The sequence below is a fragment of the Duganella sp. Root1480D1 genome (genome assembly GCF_001427305.1).
In the GTDB taxonomy this organism is placed as follows: domain Bacteria; phylum Pseudomonadota; class Gammaproteobacteria; order Burkholderiales; family Burkholderiaceae_D; genus Rugamonas.
The window spans coordinates 427,154-447,170 of sequence record NZ_LMFZ01000001.1; the positions used below are offsets into that span (position 1 = coordinate 427,154).

At 64.5% G+C, this 20,017-nt stretch carries 19 protein-coding genes; 7 read left to right on the plus strand and 12 right to left on the minus strand.

All coding sequences use genetic code 11. From position 1 onward, the window contains the following. Positions 1-6: 6 nt before the first annotated feature. Positions 7-537 carry a VOC family protein gene (locus ASD58_RS02235; RefSeq protein ID WP_057259456.1) on the minus strand — a complete coding sequence of 177 codons (531 nt, stop codon included), beginning with the start codon at positions 535-537 and terminating at the stop codon, positions 7-9. Between the two features lie 87 nt (positions 538-624). Here ASD58_RS02235 and ASD58_RS02240 point away from each other — a divergent pair, with 87 nt between their 5' ends. Together ASD58_RS02240 and ASD58_RS02245 are read left to right on the plus strand one after the other, a co-directional pair. Continuing rightward, complete coding sequence (locus ASD58_RS02240; RefSeq protein ID WP_057259457.1) at positions 625-1,494, plus strand: LysR family transcriptional regulator; 870 nt, start codon at positions 625-627, stop codon at positions 1,492-1,494. Between the two features lie 8 nt (positions 1,495-1,502). Beyond that, positions 1,503-2,063 (plus strand): gamma-glutamylcyclotransferase, encoded by a 561-nt coding sequence (locus ASD58_RS02245; protein ID WP_057259458.1) that lies wholly within the window; start codon positions 1,503-1,505, stop codon positions 2,061-2,063. Positions 2,064-2,067: 4 nt separating this feature from the next. On the opposite strand, the gene ASD58_RS32055 is transcribed toward ASD58_RS02245, so the two are convergent. Further along, positions 2,068-2,436, minus strand: coding sequence for a hypothetical protein (locus ASD58_RS32055; RefSeq protein WP_057259459.1), 369 nt, complete (start codon positions 2,434-2,436; stop codon positions 2,068-2,070). Positions 2,437-2,734: 298 nt separating this feature from the next. Then, entirely contained in the window at positions 2,735-3,901 is a 1,167-nt protein-coding gene (locus ASD58_RS02255) for a PA0069 family radical SAM protein (RefSeq protein ID WP_229209868.1), read from the minus strand. Positions 3,902-4,025: 124 nt separating this feature from the next. Here ASD58_RS02255 and ASD58_RS02260 point away from each other — a divergent pair, with 124 nt between their 5' ends. From ASD58_RS02260 to ASD58_RS02270, 3 genes are read left to right on the plus strand one after another with little or no spacing between them, the layout of a single operon-like run. Then, positions 4,026-4,616 (plus strand): DUF2760 domain-containing protein, encoded by a 591-nt coding sequence (locus ASD58_RS02260; RefSeq protein ID WP_057259460.1) that lies wholly within the window; start codon positions 4,026-4,028, stop codon positions 4,614-4,616. Further along, positions 4,613-6,457: an Hsp70 family protein gene (locus ASD58_RS02265; RefSeq protein ID WP_057259461.1), complete on the plus strand. Its 1,845-nt coding sequence runs from the start codon at positions 4,613-4,615 to the stop codon at positions 6,455-6,457. The genes ASD58_RS02260 and ASD58_RS02265 overlap by 4 nt, the downstream gene beginning before the upstream one ends. Then, positions 6,454-9,306 carry an Hsp70 family protein gene (locus tag ASD58_RS02270; protein ID WP_057259462.1) on the plus strand — a complete coding sequence of 951 codons (2,853 nt, stop codon included), beginning with the start codon at positions 6,454-6,456 and terminating at the stop codon, positions 9,304-9,306. Before ASD58_RS02265 ends, ASD58_RS02270 begins: the two co-directional genes overlap by 4 nt. On the opposite strand, the gene ASD58_RS02275 is transcribed toward ASD58_RS02270, so the two are convergent. The 8 genes from ASD58_RS02275 to ASD58_RS02310 form a co-directional block, all read right to left on the minus strand. Beyond that, on the minus strand, positions 9,299-9,925 hold the full coding sequence (locus ASD58_RS02275) for a tRNA-uridine aminocarboxypropyltransferase (protein WP_156401114.1): 627 nt from the start codon (positions 9,923-9,925) through the stop codon (positions 9,299-9,301). The two genes, ASD58_RS02270 and ASD58_RS02275, sit on opposite strands and share 8 nt — an antisense overlap. A gap of 15 nt (positions 9,926-9,940) precedes the next feature. Beyond that, entirely contained in the window at positions 9,941-10,849 is a 909-nt protein-coding gene (locus ASD58_RS02280; protein ID WP_057259464.1) for a type VI secretion system ImpA family N-terminal domain-containing protein, read from the minus strand. 8 nt (positions 10,850-10,857) lie between these two features. Further along, complete coding sequence (tssH, locus tag ASD58_RS02285) at positions 10,858-13,464, minus strand: type VI secretion system ATPase TssH (protein WP_057259465.1); 2,607 nt, start codon at positions 13,462-13,464, stop codon at positions 10,858-10,860. Beyond that, positions 13,461-13,919 (minus strand): type VI secretion system baseplate subunit TssE, encoded by a 459-nt coding sequence (gene tssE / locus ASD58_RS02290; RefSeq protein ID WP_057259466.1) that lies wholly within the window; start codon positions 13,917-13,919, stop codon positions 13,461-13,463. Before tssE ends, tssH begins: the two co-directional genes overlap by 4 nt. 63 nt (positions 13,920-13,982) lie before the next feature. Then, entirely contained in the window at positions 13,983-14,474 is a 492-nt protein-coding gene (locus ASD58_RS02295) for a type VI secretion system tube protein Hcp (protein ID WP_057259467.1), read from the minus strand. A 14-nt stretch (positions 14,475-14,488) separates the two neighbouring features. Further along, positions 14,489-15,970 carry a type VI secretion system contractile sheath large subunit gene (tssC, locus tag ASD58_RS02300; RefSeq protein WP_057259468.1) on the minus strand — a complete coding sequence of 494 codons (1,482 nt, stop codon included), beginning with the start codon at positions 15,968-15,970 and terminating at the stop codon, positions 14,489-14,491. Next, positions 15,971-16,465 carry a type VI secretion system contractile sheath small subunit gene (gene tssB / locus ASD58_RS02305; RefSeq protein ID WP_057259469.1) on the minus strand — a complete coding sequence of 165 codons (495 nt, stop codon included), beginning with the start codon at positions 16,463-16,465 and terminating at the stop codon, positions 15,971-15,973. A 10-nt stretch (positions 16,466-16,475) separates the two neighbouring features. Beyond that, complete coding sequence (locus ASD58_RS02310; protein ID WP_057259470.1) at positions 16,476-17,057, minus strand: M48 family metallopeptidase; 582 nt, start codon at positions 17,055-17,057, stop codon at positions 16,476-16,478. 164 nt (positions 17,058-17,221) lie between these two features. Between ASD58_RS02310 and tssK the strand changes: the two genes are divergently transcribed. Together tssK and ASD58_RS02320 are read left to right on the plus strand one after the other, a co-directional pair. Next, complete coding sequence (gene tssK / locus ASD58_RS02315) at positions 17,222-18,526, plus strand: type VI secretion system baseplate subunit TssK (protein WP_057259704.1); 1,305 nt, start codon at positions 17,222-17,224, stop codon at positions 18,524-18,526. Continuing rightward, positions 18,523-19,269: a DotU family type IV/VI secretion system protein gene (locus tag ASD58_RS02320; RefSeq protein WP_057259471.1), complete on the plus strand. Its 747-nt coding sequence runs from the start codon at positions 18,523-18,525 to the stop codon at positions 19,267-19,269. Before tssK ends, ASD58_RS02320 begins: the two co-directional genes overlap by 4 nt. Here the strand turns inward: ASD58_RS02320 and ASD58_RS02325 are convergent. After that, a complete protein-coding gene (locus ASD58_RS02325; RefSeq protein WP_200951555.1) occupies positions 19,266-20,012 on the minus strand; it encodes an OmpA family protein in 747 nt (248 codons plus the stop codon). The two genes, ASD58_RS02320 and ASD58_RS02325, sit on opposite strands and share 4 nt — an antisense overlap. Positions 20,013-20,017 lie beyond the last annotated feature (5 nt).

The following is a 20,017-nucleotide window of genomic DNA, read 5'->3' on the forward strand; positions in this document are numbered from 1 at the left end:
ATTTCCTTAATTCTGGGGTGCGTGCATCCAGGCCGCGTGCTTGGGCGCCTTTTTCGTTTTAGACCATTCTTCCAGCATTTCCCACTTCACATCGTCCAGCTTCTGCATCATTTCCGGGGTGCCGATGTTGGCGGCCAGTTCCAGGCGGTGGCCGTTCGGGTCGAAGAAGTAGATCGACTTGAAGATGGTGTGGTTGACGGGGCCCAGCACGTCGATGCCGGCGGCGACCAGGCGCTCCTTGGCGGCCAGCAGTTCGTCCATCGAGGCCACTTCCAGCGCCAGGTGCTGGACCCAGGCCGGGGTGTTTTCGTCGCGCCCCATTTCCTTTTGGGTCGGCAGCTCGAAGAAGGCCAGGATGTTGCCCTGGCCGGCGTCCAGGAACACGTGCATATAGGGGTCCGGCGCTTTGGTCGAAGGCACTTCATCCTCCGCGATGGCCAGCACGAAGTTCATGTTCAGGTGCTTGACGTACCACTCGACGGTTTCCTTGGCGTCCTTGCAGCGGTAGGCAACGTGGTGGATTTGCTTGATTTTCATGGCAGGGCTCCTTTGTATCCCGCCATTAAACTCTTGTTTCAGCTATCATACAAACGATATTTTCACGTCAATTTATTAGTTTTTCTGATGAGTCCAACCGTTCGCCAGATGCGCGCCCTGGTCGCCGTCGCCCGCACCGGCAGCTTCACCGCGGCCGCCGACCTGCTGCATGTCACCCAGTCCGCCCTGTCCGGGCAAATCAAGGAACTGGAACAGCTTCTGGGGGTGAAAGTGGTCGAGCGCAATACGCGGCGCGTGCAGCTTTCCGAGGTGGGGCGCGAGCTTTATCCGCTGTTCGACAAGATGCTGCAGGACCTGGATGGGGCGATGGCCGATATTGCCAGCCGCAAGGCGCTGAAGAAGGGTATCGTGCGTGTCGCCGCGCCGCAGATGATGGCTTGCACCTTGCTGCCGCAGGTGATTGGCGCTTTCCGCGCTTCCTTTCCGGACGTGCAGGTGCAGTTGGTCGATTGCCCGGTCGACAACGTCGCGGCGCGCGTGGTCAGCGGAGAAGTGGATGTCGGCATCGGTCCGGAGCGCGATGTAACGGCCGAAGTGGATGCTTCCTTGCTGTTCGAGATGCCGTTTGTCGTGGTGTTCCCGCCCGCGCACCCGCTGACAGCACGGCGCACGGTCGCCTGGGCGGAGGTCAATCAGCATCCCTTCATTGCCTTGCAGGGCCAGTTCACCGAACGGCTGCTGCGCGACATGACCACGCTGGCGCCATATAACGAGGTGACCTTCATGACGACGGCGCTGGCCATGGTGGCGGCGGGACTCGGCATCACCGCCTGCCTGCCGTATGCGGAGCCGATGGTGCGGCTGTACGGGCTGGAGATGCGGCCGCTGGTCGAACCGGAACTCAAGCGCAAATTCTTCATCTACACCAAGACTTCACGCACGCCCTCCCCCGCTGCGGAACGTTTCATCAGCGTGTTGGGCGAGTATTCCCTATAATTTGCCGCATGTCGCACAATACGATCGAAGCCAACAAGGCTATGGACAAGTTCGACGGCCACCACCAGGTGTGGCTGTTCGGCTATGGCTCGCTGATTTACAAGGCGGACTTTCCCTTCATCGAGCGCAGGCCCGCGCACATCTTCGGCTGGTCGCGCCGCTTCTGGCAAGGCTCGCACGATCATCGTGGAACGCCTGACGCGCCGGGCCGCGTGGCCACGCTGATTCCAGCCGAGGGGGCGGTCTGCCACGGCATGGCCTACCTCGTAACGCCGGAAGAATTCGCGCACCTCGACCATCGCGAGAAGAACGGCTACCTGCGCGTGGCGATCGACATCCATTTCGAAGCCGGCGGCGTGGAGGAAGGCCTGATCTACATTGCCGCCGCCGACAACGCCGCCTGGCTGGGCGATGCGTCTGTCGAGGACATCGCCCGCCATATTGCGTCCGCTTCCGGCCCCAGCGGCCCCAATATCGAATACCTGCTGCGCCTGGCCGCTGCCTTGCGCGAGATGGGGCACCATGATGAGCACGTTCACGCGATTGAGGCTTTTCTCGAGCGCCTGTGATCGGCTATCGTGAACGTTGCGCGTTCAGGAAGAATCCTTCCCAATAAAACACCAGCCGGTTCTTGTCTCGAACATAAATGAAGTTGATGCCGACCGGCTGCAGACATTTCACTTCGATTTCGAGCACACTATCCGGCAAGTGCAGGCTTTGAGGATCGAAATTAAATTGGCGCACGAAGTAAGTGTAAGTCCGTCGCCTCGTAGTCCTGAAAACCGGCGCCGCACAATTGGCTTTGCCAAAGCGAATCGTATCCGGCCCGATCTGCAGTGGGAGCCCCACCGTTGCTGCGGCTTCTTCATCCGAAATTGATGTCGAGTCCTGGCCGTCCGCTACCTGGGTAATTTTCCACGTCCCAAATATTGCCCGCTCCAAGCCTTGGGATGTGAACGTTTTTTGCGATCGAAGCGCATATTGGGCTGCTGTCCTCCCGGGTCCCTCTGTGCCTACTACTGAAGACTACTGAGATTTTTTCGCTTATAGCGCTATCTTGGCTAAAAAGCTCAAATTTCAGTAGTTTTCAGTAGTTCTTTCAGTAGCTTTCAGTAGTAGGTCCAGACAAGTTTGCGCAAAGGTCCCAATGCGGGGCTGAGAGGCGGACACGGCCGGCTTAGGCACGCAGGCCTGCGCGGCCGGGCTGGAACTCGGTCGTTTTCCAGAAAGCGGGAATCTCTTAGAACAAATCCATCTGCCCTGCCTTGGCTGCGGCCCGGGCGCGGGCACCGGAGGGCGGGATGTAGTCCGGCCGCTTGAACTGGGTGCGGTCAAGCGAGCGGAACTTGCTGTGGCGGCCGTGGAAGCCGAAGCGGGTGATGCCTTTTTCGATGCGCTGCTGGATCAAGTCCGCCCACACGCCCTCACCGCGCATGCGCGAGCCAAATTCTGCTTCGTAGTCTTTGCCGCCGCGCATGTCGCGCACGCGGTTCATCACACGCGCGGCGCGGTCCGGGAAATGCGCTTCCAGCCATTCCTTGAACAAGGGGCTGACCTCCCACGGCAGTCGCAGCACAACGTAAGTCGCCATCACCGCGCCGGCATCGCGCGCGGCGGCCATGATCTTTTCAATATCCGGCTCGGTGACGAAAGGAATGATCGGCGCGATGCTGACGCCAACCGGAATGCCGGCCTTCGCCAGCGTTTCAATGGTGCGCAGGCGGCGCGCGGGTGCGGCAGCGCGCGGTTCCAGCGTGCGCGCGATGTTGCTATCGAGCGTGGTGATGGTGATCGAGGCGGCAGCCAGGTTGCGCGCGGCCATCGGCCCCAGGATGTCGATATCGCGCTCGATCAGCGAAGACTTGGTGATCAGGCCGACCGGATGATTGCACTCGGCCAGCACTTCCAGCACGCGCCGCGTGAGCTGGTATTCGCGTTCGCAAGGCTGGTAAGCGTCGGTATTCACGCCCAGCGCGAGCGACTCCACCTCATAACCGGGCTTTGACAATTCAGCGCGCAGCAATTCCGCCGCATTCACCTTGGCAAACAGCCTGGTCTCGAAATCGAGCCCCGGCGACAAGCCCAGGTAACTGTGCGATGGCCGGGCAAAACAATAGATGCAGCCATGCTCGCAACCGCGATAGGGATTCAGCGAGACATTGAACGGAATATCGGGCGACTGGTTGCGCGTGAGGATGGTCTTGGCCGTTTCCGGCGTAACGATGGTGCGCGGCGGACGCAGCTCGGCCTCGGCATCGTCCGGATCGGGCGCCCAGCCGTCATCGAACGCTTCGCGCGCCTGCAACTCATACCTTCCTTGCATGTTTGATACCGCGCCGCGCCCTTTTTTGGCCTTCAGCGATTGCGGCGGCAGCATCACCTGCCCTTCGAATTCATGGTCCGGCATGCGGTGCCTCTATGCATTACTGTATGGATATACAGTATTCTAAACCGCCCGCCCCGCGCCCGCAAGCCAAGCTGGTATCATGCGCACTTCTCCGGGATACCCCCGACATTCAAAGAGCAATAACATGAGCACATCGAACAATCTGCCCTCCTTTGGGAGCAGGATTTCCCTCGCCTTTGGCGCCTTCTTCAAAACCCTGGGCGATGCCGAATTCGCCGCCCGCGTGCGCGACGACAGCGTCGGCCCGACGGTGGCTCCGGCTCCGGCTCCGGCTGCTGCTCCGGCACCCGTTCAAGCTCCTGCCCCCGCCCCAGCCGCCGCGCCCCTGCGCGAAGCCACGCCAGACGCAGCGCTGCAACTCCTGTCCCTGTTCCAGCGCGAAGCACGCCTGATCGACTTCACGCAGGAAAACCTGTCCGCTTATTCGGATGCCGATATCGGCGCCGCTGCCCGCCTGGTGCATGAGGGCTGCGCCAAGGTGCTGCGCGAGCACTTCACCATCGACGCCGTCCGCAGCGAAGCGGAAGGCAGCCGCGTGACCCTGCCGGAAGGCTTCGACGCCTCTGCTGTGCGCCTGACCGGCAATGTGGTCGGCAAGGCGCCGTTCACCGGCACCCTGAGCCACCGTGGCTGGCGCGCCTCAGGCGTGCGCCTGCCGAAACTGGCGGAAGCGCATGACGCCAAAGTCCTGGCTCCGGCCGAGGTGGAACTGTGAGCGATCCGCGTTTTGCCATCGGCATCGACCTTGGCACTACCCACAGCGCGCTGTCGTATGTGGAACTGGCCGGCAGCGACGGCGAGAAAACCAGGCATGGCGTGCTGGGCGTGCCCCAGCTCACCGCGCCCGGCACCGTTGAAGAACTGCCGCTGCTGCCAAGCTTCCTCTACCTGCCGCATCCGGACGAACTGGCGGCCGGCGAACTGGCCCTTCCCTGGGCGGGCGACGGACAGCCCGCAGTGACGGGCGAAATGGCCCGCAGCCGCGGCGCCACCACGCCGATCCGCCTGGTATCGAGCGCCAAAAGCTGGCTGTGCCACCCTGGCGTGGATCGCCGCGCCGCCATCCTGCCGCATGACGCCCCGGAAGAAGTGTCGCGCGTGTCGCCGCTGGAAGCTTCGACCCGCTACCTGAAGCACCTGCGCGCAGCATGGGACAACGCCCACCCGGACGCACCGTTCACGCAGCAGGCAGTCACGGTGACGATCCCCGCATCGTTCGACCCGGCCGCACGTGAACTCACGGCCGAAGCGGCACGCGCTGCCGGCTACGAGAACGTCACGCTGCTGGAAGAGCCGCAGTCGGCCCTGTATAGCTGGATCCAGAACAGCGACGGCCGCTGGCGCAAGGAAGTCAAGCCGGGCGACATCATCCTGGTGGTGGACGTGGGCGGCGGCACCAGCGACTTTTCGCTGATCGCCATCCTCGAGCGCGACGGCAAGCTGGAGCCGCACCGGGTGGCTGTGGGCGACCATATCCTGCTGGGCGGCGACAATATGGACCTGGCGCTGGCCCACCTGGTGGCGCGCAAGCTGGCGGCCAACGGCACCCAGCTCGACGCCTGGCAGATGCGGGCCCTGACCTACGGCTGCCGCGCCGCCAAGGAAAACCTGCTGGCCAATGCGCAGGCGGAGACCTGGCCGATCGTGGTGCCAAGTCGCGGCTCGAAGCTGATCGGCGGCTCGATCCGCACAGAATTGACGCGCGCCGAAGTCACCATCTTCATCACCGACGGCTTCTTCCCGCAAGTGCAAGCCTCCGCGCGCCCTGCCGTGCGGGCCCGCGCCGGCCTGACCCAGCTTGGCCTGCCTTATGCGCAGGACGCTGCAATCACCAGGCACCTGGCGGCCTTCCTAGCGCGCCAGGCTGGCGCCACGGCGGAACTGGAAGGCTTTGCCGTCGATCCGGCACATACCTTCCTTCATCCAAGCGCCGTGCTGTTCAACGGCGGCGTGTTCAAGTCCGAACTGCTGGCTAATCGCGTGCTGGAAACCATCAACGGCTGGCTCTCCACCGAAGGCGCAGAACCGGCCCGCATGCTGGGCGGCGCGGACCTGGACCTGGCAGTTGCGCGCGGCGCGGCTTATTACAGCTACGTGCGGCGCGGCGCCGGCGTGCGCATTCGCGGCGGTACGGCGCGCTCCTATTACGTTGCGGTGGAATCGTCGATGCCGGCCATTCCGGGCATGGAGCCGCCAATCCAGGCGCTGTGCGTGGCGCCGTTCGGCATGGAAGAAGGCAGCGAACTGGAATTGCCGGGCCAGGAGTTCGGCCTGGTGGTGGGCGAACCGGTGCACTTCCGCTTCTTCGGCTCATCCGTGCGCCGCCAGGACCAGATTGGCGCCGTGCTCGATTTCTGGGGCCCGGACGAATTGGTTGAGTTGAACGAGATCCAGGCGACGCTGTCGCCGGAAGGACGTTCCATCGGCGAGGTGGCGCAAGTGCGCCTGCATGCTTACGCCAGCGAGTCGGGCACGCTGGAACTGCTGGCCGTGGCGCAGGACGGCCAGCGCTGGAAGGTCGAATTCGACGTGCGCGGCAGCGGCGAAGGCCAATGACGCAGTACCTGGTCAGCATTGACCTGGGCACCACCAATTCGGTGCTTGCTTATGCGGCGCCGGGCGGCGATGTGCAGTTGTTCGAAGTCGAGCAGCTTGGCGCGCCCGGCGAAGTTGGCGGCGCTGTGTTGCTGCCCTCTTCCCGTTATCACCCCGCTGCCGGTGAATTTGCCGAAGGCGAGTTGCAGTTGCCGTGGCAGGAGCCGGTCGTGCCGGATGCGCCGCCTGGCGCGGTCATCGGCCGCCTGGCCCGCAAGCTGGGCGGCCAGGTGCCGGGGCGGCTGGTCGCCAGCGCCAAAAGCTGGCTGTCCCACACTGGCGTCGACCGCATGGCGCCGATCCTGCCCTGGGGCGCTGCGGACGACGTGGCGCGGGTGTCGCCGGTTGCCGCCAGCGCAAGCTACCTCGCGCATTTGCGGGCGGCCTGGAACACGCGCTTTCCCAGCGCGCCGCTGGAGCGGCAGCAAGTCGTACTGACCATTCCTGCATCCTTCGATGAGGGCGCGCGTGCACTCACGCTGGAGGCGGCGCGCATGGCCGGCTTGCCTTCATTGCGCCTGCTGGAAGAACCGCAGGCAGCTTTGTATGACTGGCTGTACCGCCATCGTGCGTCATTGGCGCAGGAGCTGGCCGAGGCACGCCTGGTGCTGGTGGCCGACGTCGGCGGCGGGACCACCGACTTCACGCTCGTCAAGGTCGAGATGGCCGGCGGCCAGCCACAACTGACGCGCATCGGCGTCGGCAACCACCTGATTCTTGGCGGCGACAATATGGACCTGGCGCTGGCGCACCTGGCCGAACAACGCCTGTCTACCGGTTCCGGCAGCGCCGGCGCGGCGAACATGTCTGCGTCCGCGCCGCAACGCTTGTCCGCCGCGCGCCTCGCTCAGCTCACGGAACGCTGCCGCGCAGCGAAGGAAGCCTTGCTGGCAGCCGACGCACCGGCCCAAGTCTCCGTCACCTTGCTTGGCGCCGGCTCCAAACTGGTCGGCGGCAGCCGCTCCGTCGCGCTGCAGCGCGACGACGCCGAACGCATTGTGCTGGACGGCTTCTTTCCCCTCAACGAAACGCAGCTGCCGGCACAGGCCAAGCGTGGCGGCATCGTCGAATTCGGCCTGCCCTACGCCAGCGATCCTGCCATTACACGCCATCTGGCCAGCTTCCTGCGCCAGCACGCCACTGCCGCGCGCGCGGCACTGGGGCTGCCGGATGACGGCACGCTTCCCGTCCCCGATACCTTGCTGCTGAATGGCGGTGTATTCCGCGCCGCCAAACTGGCCGAGCGGCTGACCGCTACGCTGTCGGCATGGCGCGGCAAGCCTGTGCGCGTGCTGCATAACGACGATCCCGATGTCGCAGTCGCTCGCGGCGGCGTGGCCTATGCGCTTGGCCGGCAAGGCCTGGCGCCGACCATCGCCGGCGGCTCCCCGCGCAGCTATTGGCTGCTGCTCGATAATGCCCGTGCTCCTGGCGTGACGCGACGCGCTGTCTGCCTGCTGCCTCGCGGTACGGCAAGCGGCCACGAAGTGCGCCTGGATGAACGCAGCTTTGCGTTGCGCCTTGGGCGCCCGGTGCGCTTCCACATCGCCACCACACTGGCCGATGCCGCGCCGCCGCAGGCCGGCGACGTGGCCGACCTGGCGCCGGACGACCTGGCCGCACTGCCTGCCATCGCTACCGTCCTGCGCGACAGCAAGGACGCCAGCGCGCGCAAGGAGATCGCCGTGCAACTGGCAGCCTCGTTGACTGAAGTCGGCACGCTGGAAGTCCATTGCGAAGGCAACGGCCAACGCTGGCAGCTCGAATTCCAGCTGCGCGAGCATGGGGCAGGCGACGCGGCTGCACCGGACGCCGAAGATGCCGGCACCGATGCCGACACCGGGCCCGCCCTGCCGGCGCGCCTGCCCGACGCGCTGGAGAGAATCGACCGCATCTTCGGCAGCCGCGCGCTGCAGGTGGACGTCAAGGAAGTGCGCCAGTTGCGCAGCCAGCTCGAACACCTGCTCGGCAGCCGCGAACGCTGGGCGACGCCCGTGCTGCGCCGCCTGTTCGACGCCTTGATGGAGCGCGCCAAAGGCCGCCGCCGTTCGGCGGAGCACGAGCGCACTTGGCTGAATCTCGCCGGCTACTGCCTGCGCCCGGGCTTCGGCCATACGCTGGACGAATGGCGCGTCGAGCAGCTCTGGGCAATTTTCGAGACCGGGGTACAGAACCACAAGGACAACCAGGTTTGCGCCGAGTGGTGGACGCTGTGGCGCCGCGTATCCGGCGGCTTGCCGCCGGCAGCGCAATTGCGCCTGCTGGACGATTTCGCCTTCAACCTGCAGGCCGACGCCAACGAACGCGGACGCCGTCCCGCGACGCTGGCCAACGGCAGCGAGGAGGACATGCTGCGCCTGGGCGCGTCGCTGGAACGCATTCCGTCCGCCTACAAGGCCGAAATCGGCAACTGGATGGTGGGCGAACTGCCGAAAGCGAAGAGCCTCGCCACACAAACCCGCTACTTGTGGGCGTTGGGCCGGGTCGGCGCGCGCCGGCCATTCCACGGCAGCGCACATGACGTGGCGCCGGTCGAAACGGTGGAACAATGGCTGCAGGCAGTGATGCTGCTGGACTGGCGCAAGGTCGAACCGGCGGGCTTCGCTGCCGCGCACCTGGCGCGCATGACCGGCGACCGCTCGCGCGATATCAACGATGCCCTGCGTGCCGAGGTGGTACGCCGCTTGCAGACTGCGGAGGCGCCGCCAGGCTGGCCGGCCATGGTGCGCGAGATGGTCCAGCTCGACCAGGCCAGCGAACAGCGCTTGCTGGGCGAGGCCCTGCCGCCCGGCTTGAAACTTCTCAGCTAGCAGTGCTGCCGCGCGCAGCCTGCCCTTGCTGCTGCGCGATAAAGCCGTCGAAGGCTGCAATCACGCGGTCGTAGCGGTGCTCATCGCCTTCCAACTGTGCCAGGGCATAGCAGGTCGCTTCAAGCGTCGAAAGCTGGTCGGGTGCATGCGCCTTGCGGATCAGGTAATGCGATGGCGGCGTGTCGCGCAACGGCAGGCGCGGCAAAGCTTGCAGGGCCGGGTTCAGGTACAGCATCTTGCGGCTCTTGCGCCAGGTGGCGTCCAGCACGAGCAGTTGAATTTGCGCCGGGGCCAGCACGGCATTGAATGGCGGCGGCGGGGCAATGCCAAGCGACCGATCGCCGGGCGTGTCGGGGTATAGCAGCACCGGCTGGCGGCCGCCGGCGCCCAGCATGGCGCGCAGTGCCGCCTCATCAAACTGCTCGCCGATTTCGATGCGGCTGCCGGGCAGGCAAAGGTGCAGCAAACGCGCGCTGCCTTTGGCGTTTTCCACTTCCATCGGGTGCTGCAGGAGCAGGACATCGACCGTGCTGGCCACGGGCGCCGCCCAATGGCAGATGCAGGTGGCGGCAGGGCGCAGGCAGGTGGCGCACTTCGGGCGCCGCGGCAGGGTGTTCATGCCGCGGATCATACACTAGGCTTGCGGCGCGGCGCCAAGCAACTCGTCCAGTTGCGCAATCTGCGCCGGGTCCTTGACCACGGCACGCAGCCATTCATGCAGCGGCAGTTCGCCCCAACCGGCGGCCTTTTCCGCCAGGTAGGCAACGGGGCTATGCGGCTCGGTGCGACGGAAAAATTCAGCCACCAGCCGCAATTGCGCCAACGCGTGCTCGCGGCTGCGAGGCATTGCAGGCTGCCCCGCGCCCGCGCCTGCGTTGGCTCCATCCAGCCGCGATGTGGCGGTGCCCGCCTCGGCCGCAACACCGGTGCCAGCGCGTTCCATTGCGCCAGGCCGTGCCTGGCCCTCCGCATCTGCGACCGCCCTTAGCACCGCGTCCCGCGCAGGCCCGAATGCCGGTCCATCCGCGCCGAGACGGGCGTCGACCGCTGCCTGTAGCTGCTGCAAGGCGGCCAGGCAGTGCCGGGCATCCTGCAGGCCGGCTTCCGCATCTTCATCCGGCGCAAAGCCCTCCACCAGCGACGCTGTGCGGCCCAGCAGCCAGGCCAGGTTGCCGCTGCGCAGTTCATGCTCGCCGCCTTCCGGCAAGGGATGCACATGCTCCCAGAATCGTTCGCACAGGCCGGCCAGCAGCAGGAAGCCATCGCCCAGCCCCCGCATCCGGTGGGTGTGCGCTCGCGCCTCCGCCAGCCACACGGCCAGCCGCAAATCCTTGCTGCGCGTGCGCAGCAAATCCGCGCAGCGATTGGCCACCAGCGGCCAGTCGGCGCTATGCAGTGGCGTCGCCCACTCGCCCTGCTCCAGCGTTGGATCGTCTTGCCGCCGTGCCGCCGCAATCGCATCCATGCAGGCATCAAACGACACATCTTCGCCGCACGGCTGGCTGACACTGACCGGCACCAGCAGGTCCTCGTTCGTGAACATATCTCCCCCTATCTGGTGGTAATCCGGAACTGGCCCTGGCGCGTCACGCCGACCTTCACCTTCGTTACCGGCATGCCCTCGGCCATGCGCGCCAGCAGCACATCGGCGACGCCAGGCAGCAGGCTGCCCTGCAGGATGCTGTCGATATTGCGCGCGCCGGAATCGGTCTCTGTGCAGCGCGCCAGCACTGCCTGGACCAGCGCATCGTCCCAGCAGAACTCCGCATGGTGGTTCTCGCTGATACGCTGGCCGATCCGGCCCAGCTTCAAAGCGATCACCTGGGCCAGCGCTTCGTCCGAAATCGGGTAGTACGGCACTACCTGCAGCCGCCCGAGCAAGGCCGGCTTGAAATGCCGGACCAGCTGCGGCCGAACCAGTGCGTCGAGTTCCTCCGGCGTCGGCAGCGGTGCGCCGCCGCGGTTCAGGCATGCCTGCATGATGGCGCCCGAGCCCAGGTTGGAAGTGAGGACGATCACCGTGTTGCTGAAGTCGACCGCCTGTCCTTCGGCGTCTTCCAGCATGCCGCGGTCGAATACCTGATAAAACAGTTCCAGCACGTCCGGGTGGGCCTTGTCGGCCTCGTCGAGCAGCAGCACGCAATATGGGTTGCGCCGCACCGCCTCGGTCAGCACCCCGCCCTCGCCGTACCCGACATAACCTGGCGGCGAACCTTTCAAGCCCGCCACGCTGTGCGGCTCCTGGTATTCGCTCATATTGATGGTCACCAGCTTGCGCTCACCGCCGTATAGAAGGTCCGCCAGCGCCAGCGCGGTTTCCGTCTTGCCGACGCCGGAAGGTCCGGTCAACAGGAACACGCCTTTCGGCTTGCGCGGATCATCGAGCCCTGCACGCGCGGTGCGCATGCGTTGCACAATGGTTTCGACGGCGTGCGCTTGCGCCAGTACGCGCGACTCCAGCGCGGGCTTGAGCTGCTGCACCGTGCGGATTTCGTCGCGCAGCATGCGGCCAACGGGAATGCCGGTCCACGCTGCGACCACGCCGGCCACCACATGGCGATCGACTTCCAGCGGCACCAGGGGCGTCTCGCGCTGGATCGCCTGCAGCTCCTGTTGCACATTCGCCACCGCTGCTGCATCGCCCTCCTGCCGCAGCGCGATCACGCGGGCACACAGCTCGCGCTCACGCTCATGTCGAGCGGCCAGCTCCGCATGCCAGGCCTGGAGGCTGCCCCGCTCATCTCGCAGCGCCGGTAGTGCCGATGGCCCGGGCTCGTTGTTCCCGCCATTGTTCGCCGCGTCACGCTCCAGCGCCGCGATGCGCGCAGACAGCCGTTCGATCTGGCAGGCAGCGTCCTCCAGCAGCGCTGGCGGCGCGCACTGTCCCAAGGCCACGCGCGCGCAGGCCGTATCGAGCACGCCGACCGCCTTGTCCGGCAACTGGCGGCTATTGATGTAGCGATGCGCGAGACGAACTGCAGCTGTCACTGCATCATCGCGCACGCGAACGCCGAAATGCTGCTCCATCAGCGGCACCATGGCTCTCAGCATGCCAGCCGCGGTGTCTTCGTCCGGCTCTTCGACTTTGACTACCTGGAAGCGGCGCGCCAGGGCGGCGTCTTTCTCGAAATAGCGCTTGTATTCGCTCCAGGTGGTTGCTGCGATCGTGCGCAATTCACCCCGCGCCAGGGCCGGTTTCAGGAGGTTGGCGGCATCGCCCTGCCCGGCCGTGCCACCGGCGCCGATCATCGTATGCGCCTCGTCGATGAAGAGGACGATGGGATGTGGGCTGCGGCGAACCTCGTCGATCACGTTTTTCAGGCGGGCCTCGAATTCCCCGCGCACGCTGGCCCCCGCCTGCAGCAGCGCCAGGTCAAGCGCATGCAGGGCCACCTTGCTCAAAGTCGGCGGCACCGTGCCTGCCGCAATGCGCAGGGCCAGGCCCTCCACCACGGCGGTCTTGCCGACCCCGGCTTCGCCGGTCAGGATCGGGTTGTTCTGGCGCCTGCGCAACAGGATGTCCATCAGTTGCCGCACTTCGGCTGCCCGGCCAATCACTGGATCCAGCTTGCCATCCCGTGCAAGTTGGCACAGGTTGACCGTGTATTGGGCCAGCGCCGGAGCCGAGGCCGGTGCCGGTTGCCGCGTCCCCGCTTCCTGCGTCGCCGCCGGCACAGCGCATTCCGCCGAGCCGGCAACGTACTTTTCCAGGCGGTGCTTCAGTCCATCAATCGGAAATCGTGCAAGCAGGCTGGAAATCCGCGTGGCCTGTTGCGACAACTCCGACTCGGTCAGCAAGGCAAGCAGCAGGTGGCTGCTGCGCACCTGGTCAGGCTGCGGCAAAGCCAGTGAGGCGATAAGCCAGGCATGTTCCAGCATCAATTGCAGCCGCCTTGCGAATACCGGAACACGGGTCGCGGCAATGCGAACGCCGGCCAGCTCGCGCCGCAAATCGGCTTCAAGCGCTGTGACGCTGATGTCGCAGCGCCGCGCAATTGCCTGCACGTCGCATTCCGGCTGCTCCAGCAGCGCAAGCATCAGGTGCTCCACATCGACCTCGCCATGCCCCATGCCGATTGCGATATTTGCGGCGCGGGTAGCGGCAGTCCGGCAGCTGTCGTTCAATTTTCCAATCAGGGTCTTCAGTTGAATGCTCATGCAATAGCTCCGCGCTTGATGGAATAATGCAGCGACGACGGTAGCAAGGCTGCGCTGAAGCTGACAACTTCATTCGCGCCATGCGCCCGCAACATGCCGACGATGACGATATCGATCCGGTTGACTGCGCCGGCGCGCTGGGCCAGTGTTACCTGCACATTGCATAGCCGCGGTTCGTGACGTTCAACCGCCAGCCGGATGCTGCTGCAGATGCGCAACCGGTCTTCGCTGTTGCTGTGCGACAGGCCGGCGAAATCGGCCAGCCCGAAATTCAGGATCGAGCGTGCGCATTCCGGGTAGGCCTGCAGCAGCTGCTGCGGCAGCGCGCTGCGCGTGTTGAGCAGCGCTTCCAGGTCGCGCGCCACGCTTTCCTTCAACTGCTCCTGCGACAGGAAACGTGCGCCAGCTTGGCTTCCCAGCAAGCGGTCCAGCAATCCCGGCCTGTGCCCGACCATGCCTTACCTCCGCAAAAAAGCGGCTGCAGCACTTGCGCACCGCAGCCGCAACTCCCTCCAAAATCATGCAACGCGGTTGCTTGCCAGGTCCCAGCCGCCTGACGTGTTGCCGCCCATGCCGCCCGAGATGCGCTGCTGCGTGTATTTCCAGCGCACTTTCGAGAACTTGAAGCCCACTTCCTCGGTAAGGATGTCGCCTTCGCCGACAGACGGCGACACCACGCCAATCAGCACGTTATCGAGTTCAATTTCGAAGTACTTGACCCGCTCGCCCTGCGCATCGGCGCGCATGAATTCCAGCTTGGCCTTGGGGATGGTGCGGCCGGCGGAGCAGGTTTGCAGCAGGATCGGCGACGCCAGGTCGGCCAATTTGGTAATCACCACGTCGCGGTGCTCGCAACGTTCGGCGGTGTGGCCGCCGCCGGTGGAGGATGTGGCCGAACGCGGTTGCTCCACCGACCAACTGACCGATTTGCACTCGATCCAGTCCTTGTGACGATCATCGGTCGACTCCCCCTTGATGCCGTCGATATGCAGGTACACGTCAATTGCCATCGCAATACTCCTTTTCAGTAGTTGGTGGTTTGCGGCAGTTCCGCCACGAGGCGAAGGGAAACGGTCAGTTCGTCGAGCTGGAAGTGCGGGCGCAGGAAGCTGACGGCGCGGAACACACCGGGCCGGCCGGGCACTTCGCTGACCTGGACCGAGGCTTCGCGCAGCGGAAACTGCGCCTTTTGTTCCTGGCTGGCGTTATCGTCCAGCAGCACATACTTCATCAGCCAGCGGTTCAGGAAGTCTTCGACGTTGGAGGCGGCGGCAAAGCTGCCGATCTTGTCGCGCATCATGGCCTTCATGTAGTGCGCAATGCGCGAGACGGCGAAGATGTATTGCAGTTGCGAGGACAGTACGGCATTGGCGTTGGCCGCGTCGGAGCTGTAGCGCATGGCCTTCTGCGCCGATTGCGCGCCGAAGAAGGCGGCGTAGGCGGTATTCTTGCAGTGCACCAGGGAGATAAAGCCAAGATCGCTGAGCTCCTTTTCCCGGCGGTCGGTGATCGCCACCTCGGTCGGGCATTTCAGCGCAACCTCCCCTTCGTCCGTCTTGAAGGTATGCGTCGGCAAGTCGTCCACTAGGCCGCCGCCTTCCACGCCGCGGATGGCAGCGCACCAGCCGAACTCCTCGTGCGCCTTGGTCAGCCGCGCGCCAAATGCATAGGCGGCGTTGCACCACAGGTATTTGTGGTGGTCGCGGCCATCGACGTCTTCCACGAAATTGAAGCCTTCCACCGTGGTTCCGTCAACGGGATTGAATGGCAGGCGCCCCAGGAAGCGCGGCAGCGTCAAGCCGACGTAGCGCGAATCTTCGGATTCGCGGAAGGCCTTCCATTTGGCGTATTCCACCGTGTCGAACACCTTGGCCAGGTCGCGCGGCTTGCCCAGGTCGCCGTAGCCTTCCAGGCCAAACAGCTCCGGCGAGGCGGCGCTGATGAACGGCGCATGCGCTGCAGCGGCCAGGTGCGCCATCTGCTCGATGAAGTAGATGTCCTCCGGCTGGCGGGATATTTCGAAATCCCCCAGCAGCGCCGCATACGGTGAACCGCCGAAAGTGCCGAATTCCTCTTCGTAGACCTTCTTGAAGATGGTGCTTTGATCGAAGTCCAGCGCGCTCTGGAAGTCGCGCACCAGCTCGCGCTTGGTGGCGTTCAGCAGGCGGATCTTCAGCGAAGGTCCGGTAGCCGTGCTGCGCACCAGGTAATGCAGGCCGGTCCAGCTTTGCTCAAGCTTCTGGAACTGGGGCGTATGCATGATGGCGCTCAACTGGTCCGAGATCATGCGATCCAGCTCCGCCACGCGGGCATCGATGGTGGCCGACAGGTTGTGCGACATATGCACCGTGCCCTGCACCACTTGCCGCGCCAATTCCCCGATGATGTCGCGGGCCCGTTCATGTTCGCTGCTGGATTTGGCGACTTTGCTTTCTTCGACAATGCGGTCCAGCAGGTCGCGGTCTTCCACCGTAGCCGCCGATGCCGCCTTCATTTGCGCGCTCATTCAATCCTCCTTGGGCGCGATGGCCGTCAGGTTTTCAGTGCTCTGCAACACATCCGTCAACAGGTCCTCCAGCCTGTCGTTGCCGGCCAGTTTGTTGCGCAAGTCGGCAAGCTTGCTGCGCGCTTCAAGCAGCTTGCCGAGCGGTTCGACCTGGCGCACGATGGCTTCCGGCCGGAAGTCCTGCATGGAGCCGAAACGCAGTTCAACCGGGAATTCCCCCTCCCCGCCCAGGCGGTTCGGCACCTGGAAGTTCAGCACCGGGTTCACGCCCGCCAGCACTTCATCGAAATTACTGCTGTCGACGTTGACGAAGTTGCGCTCCTTCAGGCGCTTTTGCGGCGCGGCTGGATTGCCGCCAAAATCGCCCAGGACACCAACCACGAAAGGCAACTCCTTGTTTTCCGTGTCGTCGCCGACTTCAACGTCGTAGGTCATCTGCACCCGAGGCGGGCGGACCTTGCTCAGGCGCTTCTGCACGCTGTCACGATTGGCCATTGCCGGCTCCTTATTTGAGTGCGCCGAAAGGATCGGCAGTAGTGGACGGGTTGGGCGCCGTGCGCGGCGCCGGCAGCTTGATGGCAGGCGCCGTTCTCCTTGGTTGTCGCGGACCGCCGGCCACCGGCACCAGCACCTCCTCGCCGAGCGTGTTGCGCAGCGTGCGGGCCAGCTCCTGCGCTTCGCTGCGCACCGATCCGCCAAGGCTGCTTTGCTGGCTCAGTTCCGCCAGCGAGCGTGTTGACAGGCGAAGGCCGCTGACGGCAATGATGCTCAGGGCCTGCTTGTCGGCGGGGTCTCGCTGCAACGCCTCCTGCGCCTGCACGATGGCATCGCTGTAATTGCCTCGATCAAAGCGCATTTGCGCCATTTGCAGCCACGGCGCCTTGTCGGACGGATAGCTCGCAGCAGCGGCCTTCAGCGTAGCCTGCGATTTTTCCCGCTGGCCCGCCGCTGCCGCCCGGTCGGCATCGGCCAGCATTCGCTCCAGCGTTTGTGTGCCGGCGCGGTCGCCAACCTGCAGCGGCGCGTCGGTGGCGCAACCGGCCAGCGTGGCCGCCCCAATCAGTACCGCGGTCAATGATCTGCGCATCGTTCTCTCCTTCCGCAAAGTGAAGGCCATTATTGAATCGATGCGCGGCCTTGCCATTGCGCTGTCTCAAAGGCCGCCGACATCTCCACACCGGCGTTTGCGCCCGCGCAAACGCCGGCTGCACGGCGCCAGTTTTAATGGATACCTCAACCAAGGAGGCCGGCATGACATTACCTGCAAAGATCCTTTGGAGCGAAGGCCTGTTCCTGCGTCCACAACACTTCCAGCAGCAGGACCGCTATCACGAAGCGCGCATGCACGCGACAGTCCTGGCCGCGCAACCTATGCTGTGGGGCGTGCAATCGGTGGAATGGGACATGTCCGCACTGGCAAACGGCAAACTGCGCGTGCTCGCCCTGCGCGCCATTTTTCGCGAAGGCGAGCTATTCGACGCACCCGCCAGCGATCCGCTGCCACCAGCCATCGACCTCGCCACCTTGCCCGCGGAGGTGCAGGAAATCTGCTATCACGCCGCCCTGCCATCGCAGGAATCCGACCGCTTCCAGCAGGCCGAGCGCGAGACCGCTGACCTGTTCAGCGATGCACTGCCTGCCGGCCTGACCTACCTGCGCAAGCAAGTGCGCCTGGTGTCGGACCTGGAACCGCGCGGCGCCTATGACAGTTTTCCTTTGCTGCGGCTGCGTCGCGTCGTGTCGGGCAGTTTCGAGATCGATCCCGCCTTCATGCCGCCATCGCTCTCTATCGGCGCCACACCCAGGCTCAAGCTCCTGCTCGACCAGTTGATGGATGCCCTGCAGGCCAAGGTCAACGCTTTGCAAGGGCATATGCGCGAGCCAAGCCGCAATGTCATCGAATTTCGCACCGGCGACGTATCGTCATTCTGGCTGCTGCACACGGTTTCCACCTCGGCAGCAACCCTGCTGCACCTGCTGCGCCATCCCTCGCTCCATCCGGAACGCCTGTATCAGTCGATGCTTGGACTGGCGGGCGGCCTGATGACTTATTCGCGCCTGGTCCATCTCGGCAACCTGCCCTCCTACGACCATGCAGCCCCCGGCCCCGCCTTCCTGCAACTCGATGCCCTGATCCGTGAACTTCTCGACACCGTCATTTCGGCGCGCTATTTCGCTATTGCCTTGCGCGAGGAAAAGCCCGGCTATCACATTGGCAAACTCGATTCTGGCAAGATCGGCGCTGGCGCCAGCCTTTATCTGGCCATTGCTGCGGCAATACCATTGCTGGAGCTGGTCGAAGCGGTGCCACTGCGCGTCAAGGCCGGTGCACCGGACGACGTGGAGCAATGCGTGCTATCCGCCATGCCGGGCGTGAAACTGGTACATGCGCCGCAGGTTCCCTCCGCCATTCCGGTTCGCCCCGACACTTGCTACTTTTCGCTCGAAAACCGCGGCGTGCTGTACGAGCAGATGCTCAAGGCACAATCCATTTCCATCTATGTGCCCGCAGGGATCAAGGAACTGCGGCTCGAACTCCTGGTGGTGACAGCATGAGCCATTTCATCGAAAGGCGCGCCGCCCCTGCGCAGCAACGCAGTCCATCCCTGGTGGACCTGATGCACGAAGGCTTCCATATGCTTTCCCTGCTGCGCCATGGCAGCGCGCCGCCAGGTGAAGCGGAATTCGCGGCAGCCATCCGCTGTTTTCTCGACGAATTGAATAGCCAGGCGCGCGAACTGCACATCGCAGCCGAGGACATCGAAAGCGCCAAATACGCCTTCTGTGCAGCGCTGGACGAAACCATACTGGCCTCCGCGTTTCCCTTGCGCGACGCATGGGAACGCAGGCCCTTGCAATTGCTGCTGTTCGGCGACCAACTGGCCGGCGAGCATTTCTTCGACAAGCTTGAACAGCTACGCTTGAAGGGAAGCGAAAGACTGCAGGCGCTGCAGGTATTTCATATGTGCCTGCTGCTTGGCTTCAAAGGCCGTTACGCCCTGGATGATGCCGATCGCCTTTCCTATCTCACCGCGCGGCTGGGCGACGAGATAGCCCACTTGCACGGCAAAGGCAAAGGTTTTGCTCCGCACGCCGCACGGCCCGACAACGTCGCGCACAAGCTGCAAAGTAACGTGCCTCTGTGGACCACCGGCAGCATCTTTTTCGTGGCAGCCTTGGCCTCGTTCGGCGCCATGCGCTATTCGCTTGCCAGTTCGATCAGCACCACCCTCGCAGCCTACCAGGACGTGGTCAAGCAGCCGCCGCGGCCAGCCATCCTGACAGTGACACTACCCTAATCCGCAACACGGAACTCAATGCGCCGGTTGCGGGCACGCCCCTCGGCGCTGGCATTGTCTGCCACCGGCTGGTCCGGGCCGGCCCCGGCCACCGCAATGCTCGCAGCAGCAAGCCCCTTGGCTGCAAGGTAGCTGCGCACCGCGCCGGCACGCGCCAGGCTAAGCGCCAGGTTGGCTTCCCGCGTTCCGGTATTATCGGTGTGTCCGATCACTTCAACTTTGCGGCCACCGATCTGGCCCAGCGCCGCCACCATTTCATCCAGGATTACCATGCCGGATGGACGGAGCACTGCCTGCCCGCTTTCGAATTCGATGATGCGCCGCGCCAGCGCCGTATCGAGCAGCTTTTGCGCCGGGGCGTTGACGCGCAGGCCGTTGCTGATGGTGTATGTCGGATTGAGGCTGTTGGCCAGTTCGCTGGCGACCTGCTGCCGCAGCGCCTCGTTTGCGACATCGCCGCGGATCCCCACCCGGTTGCCCTCAACCGTCAACTGTCCCTGGGTGACCATCTTCAAAGGCTCGGCGAGCAGTTTTTGCATATGCGCGCTCCAGTTGGGCGGCGCCACCACGCTGCCCACTGCAAGCTGGTCCACGACGCGTGTGGCGCCATACAAGGCGCGTGCCCGCTGCAGGATGGCGGCCCTGGTCGCTTCGTCAGGTACTGTGCCCGCAACGACGACCGGCGCAAGTTGTGCGAAGGCTGGCAGGCAGGCCAGCGAGAAGACCAGGACCAGCATACGCATGGCAG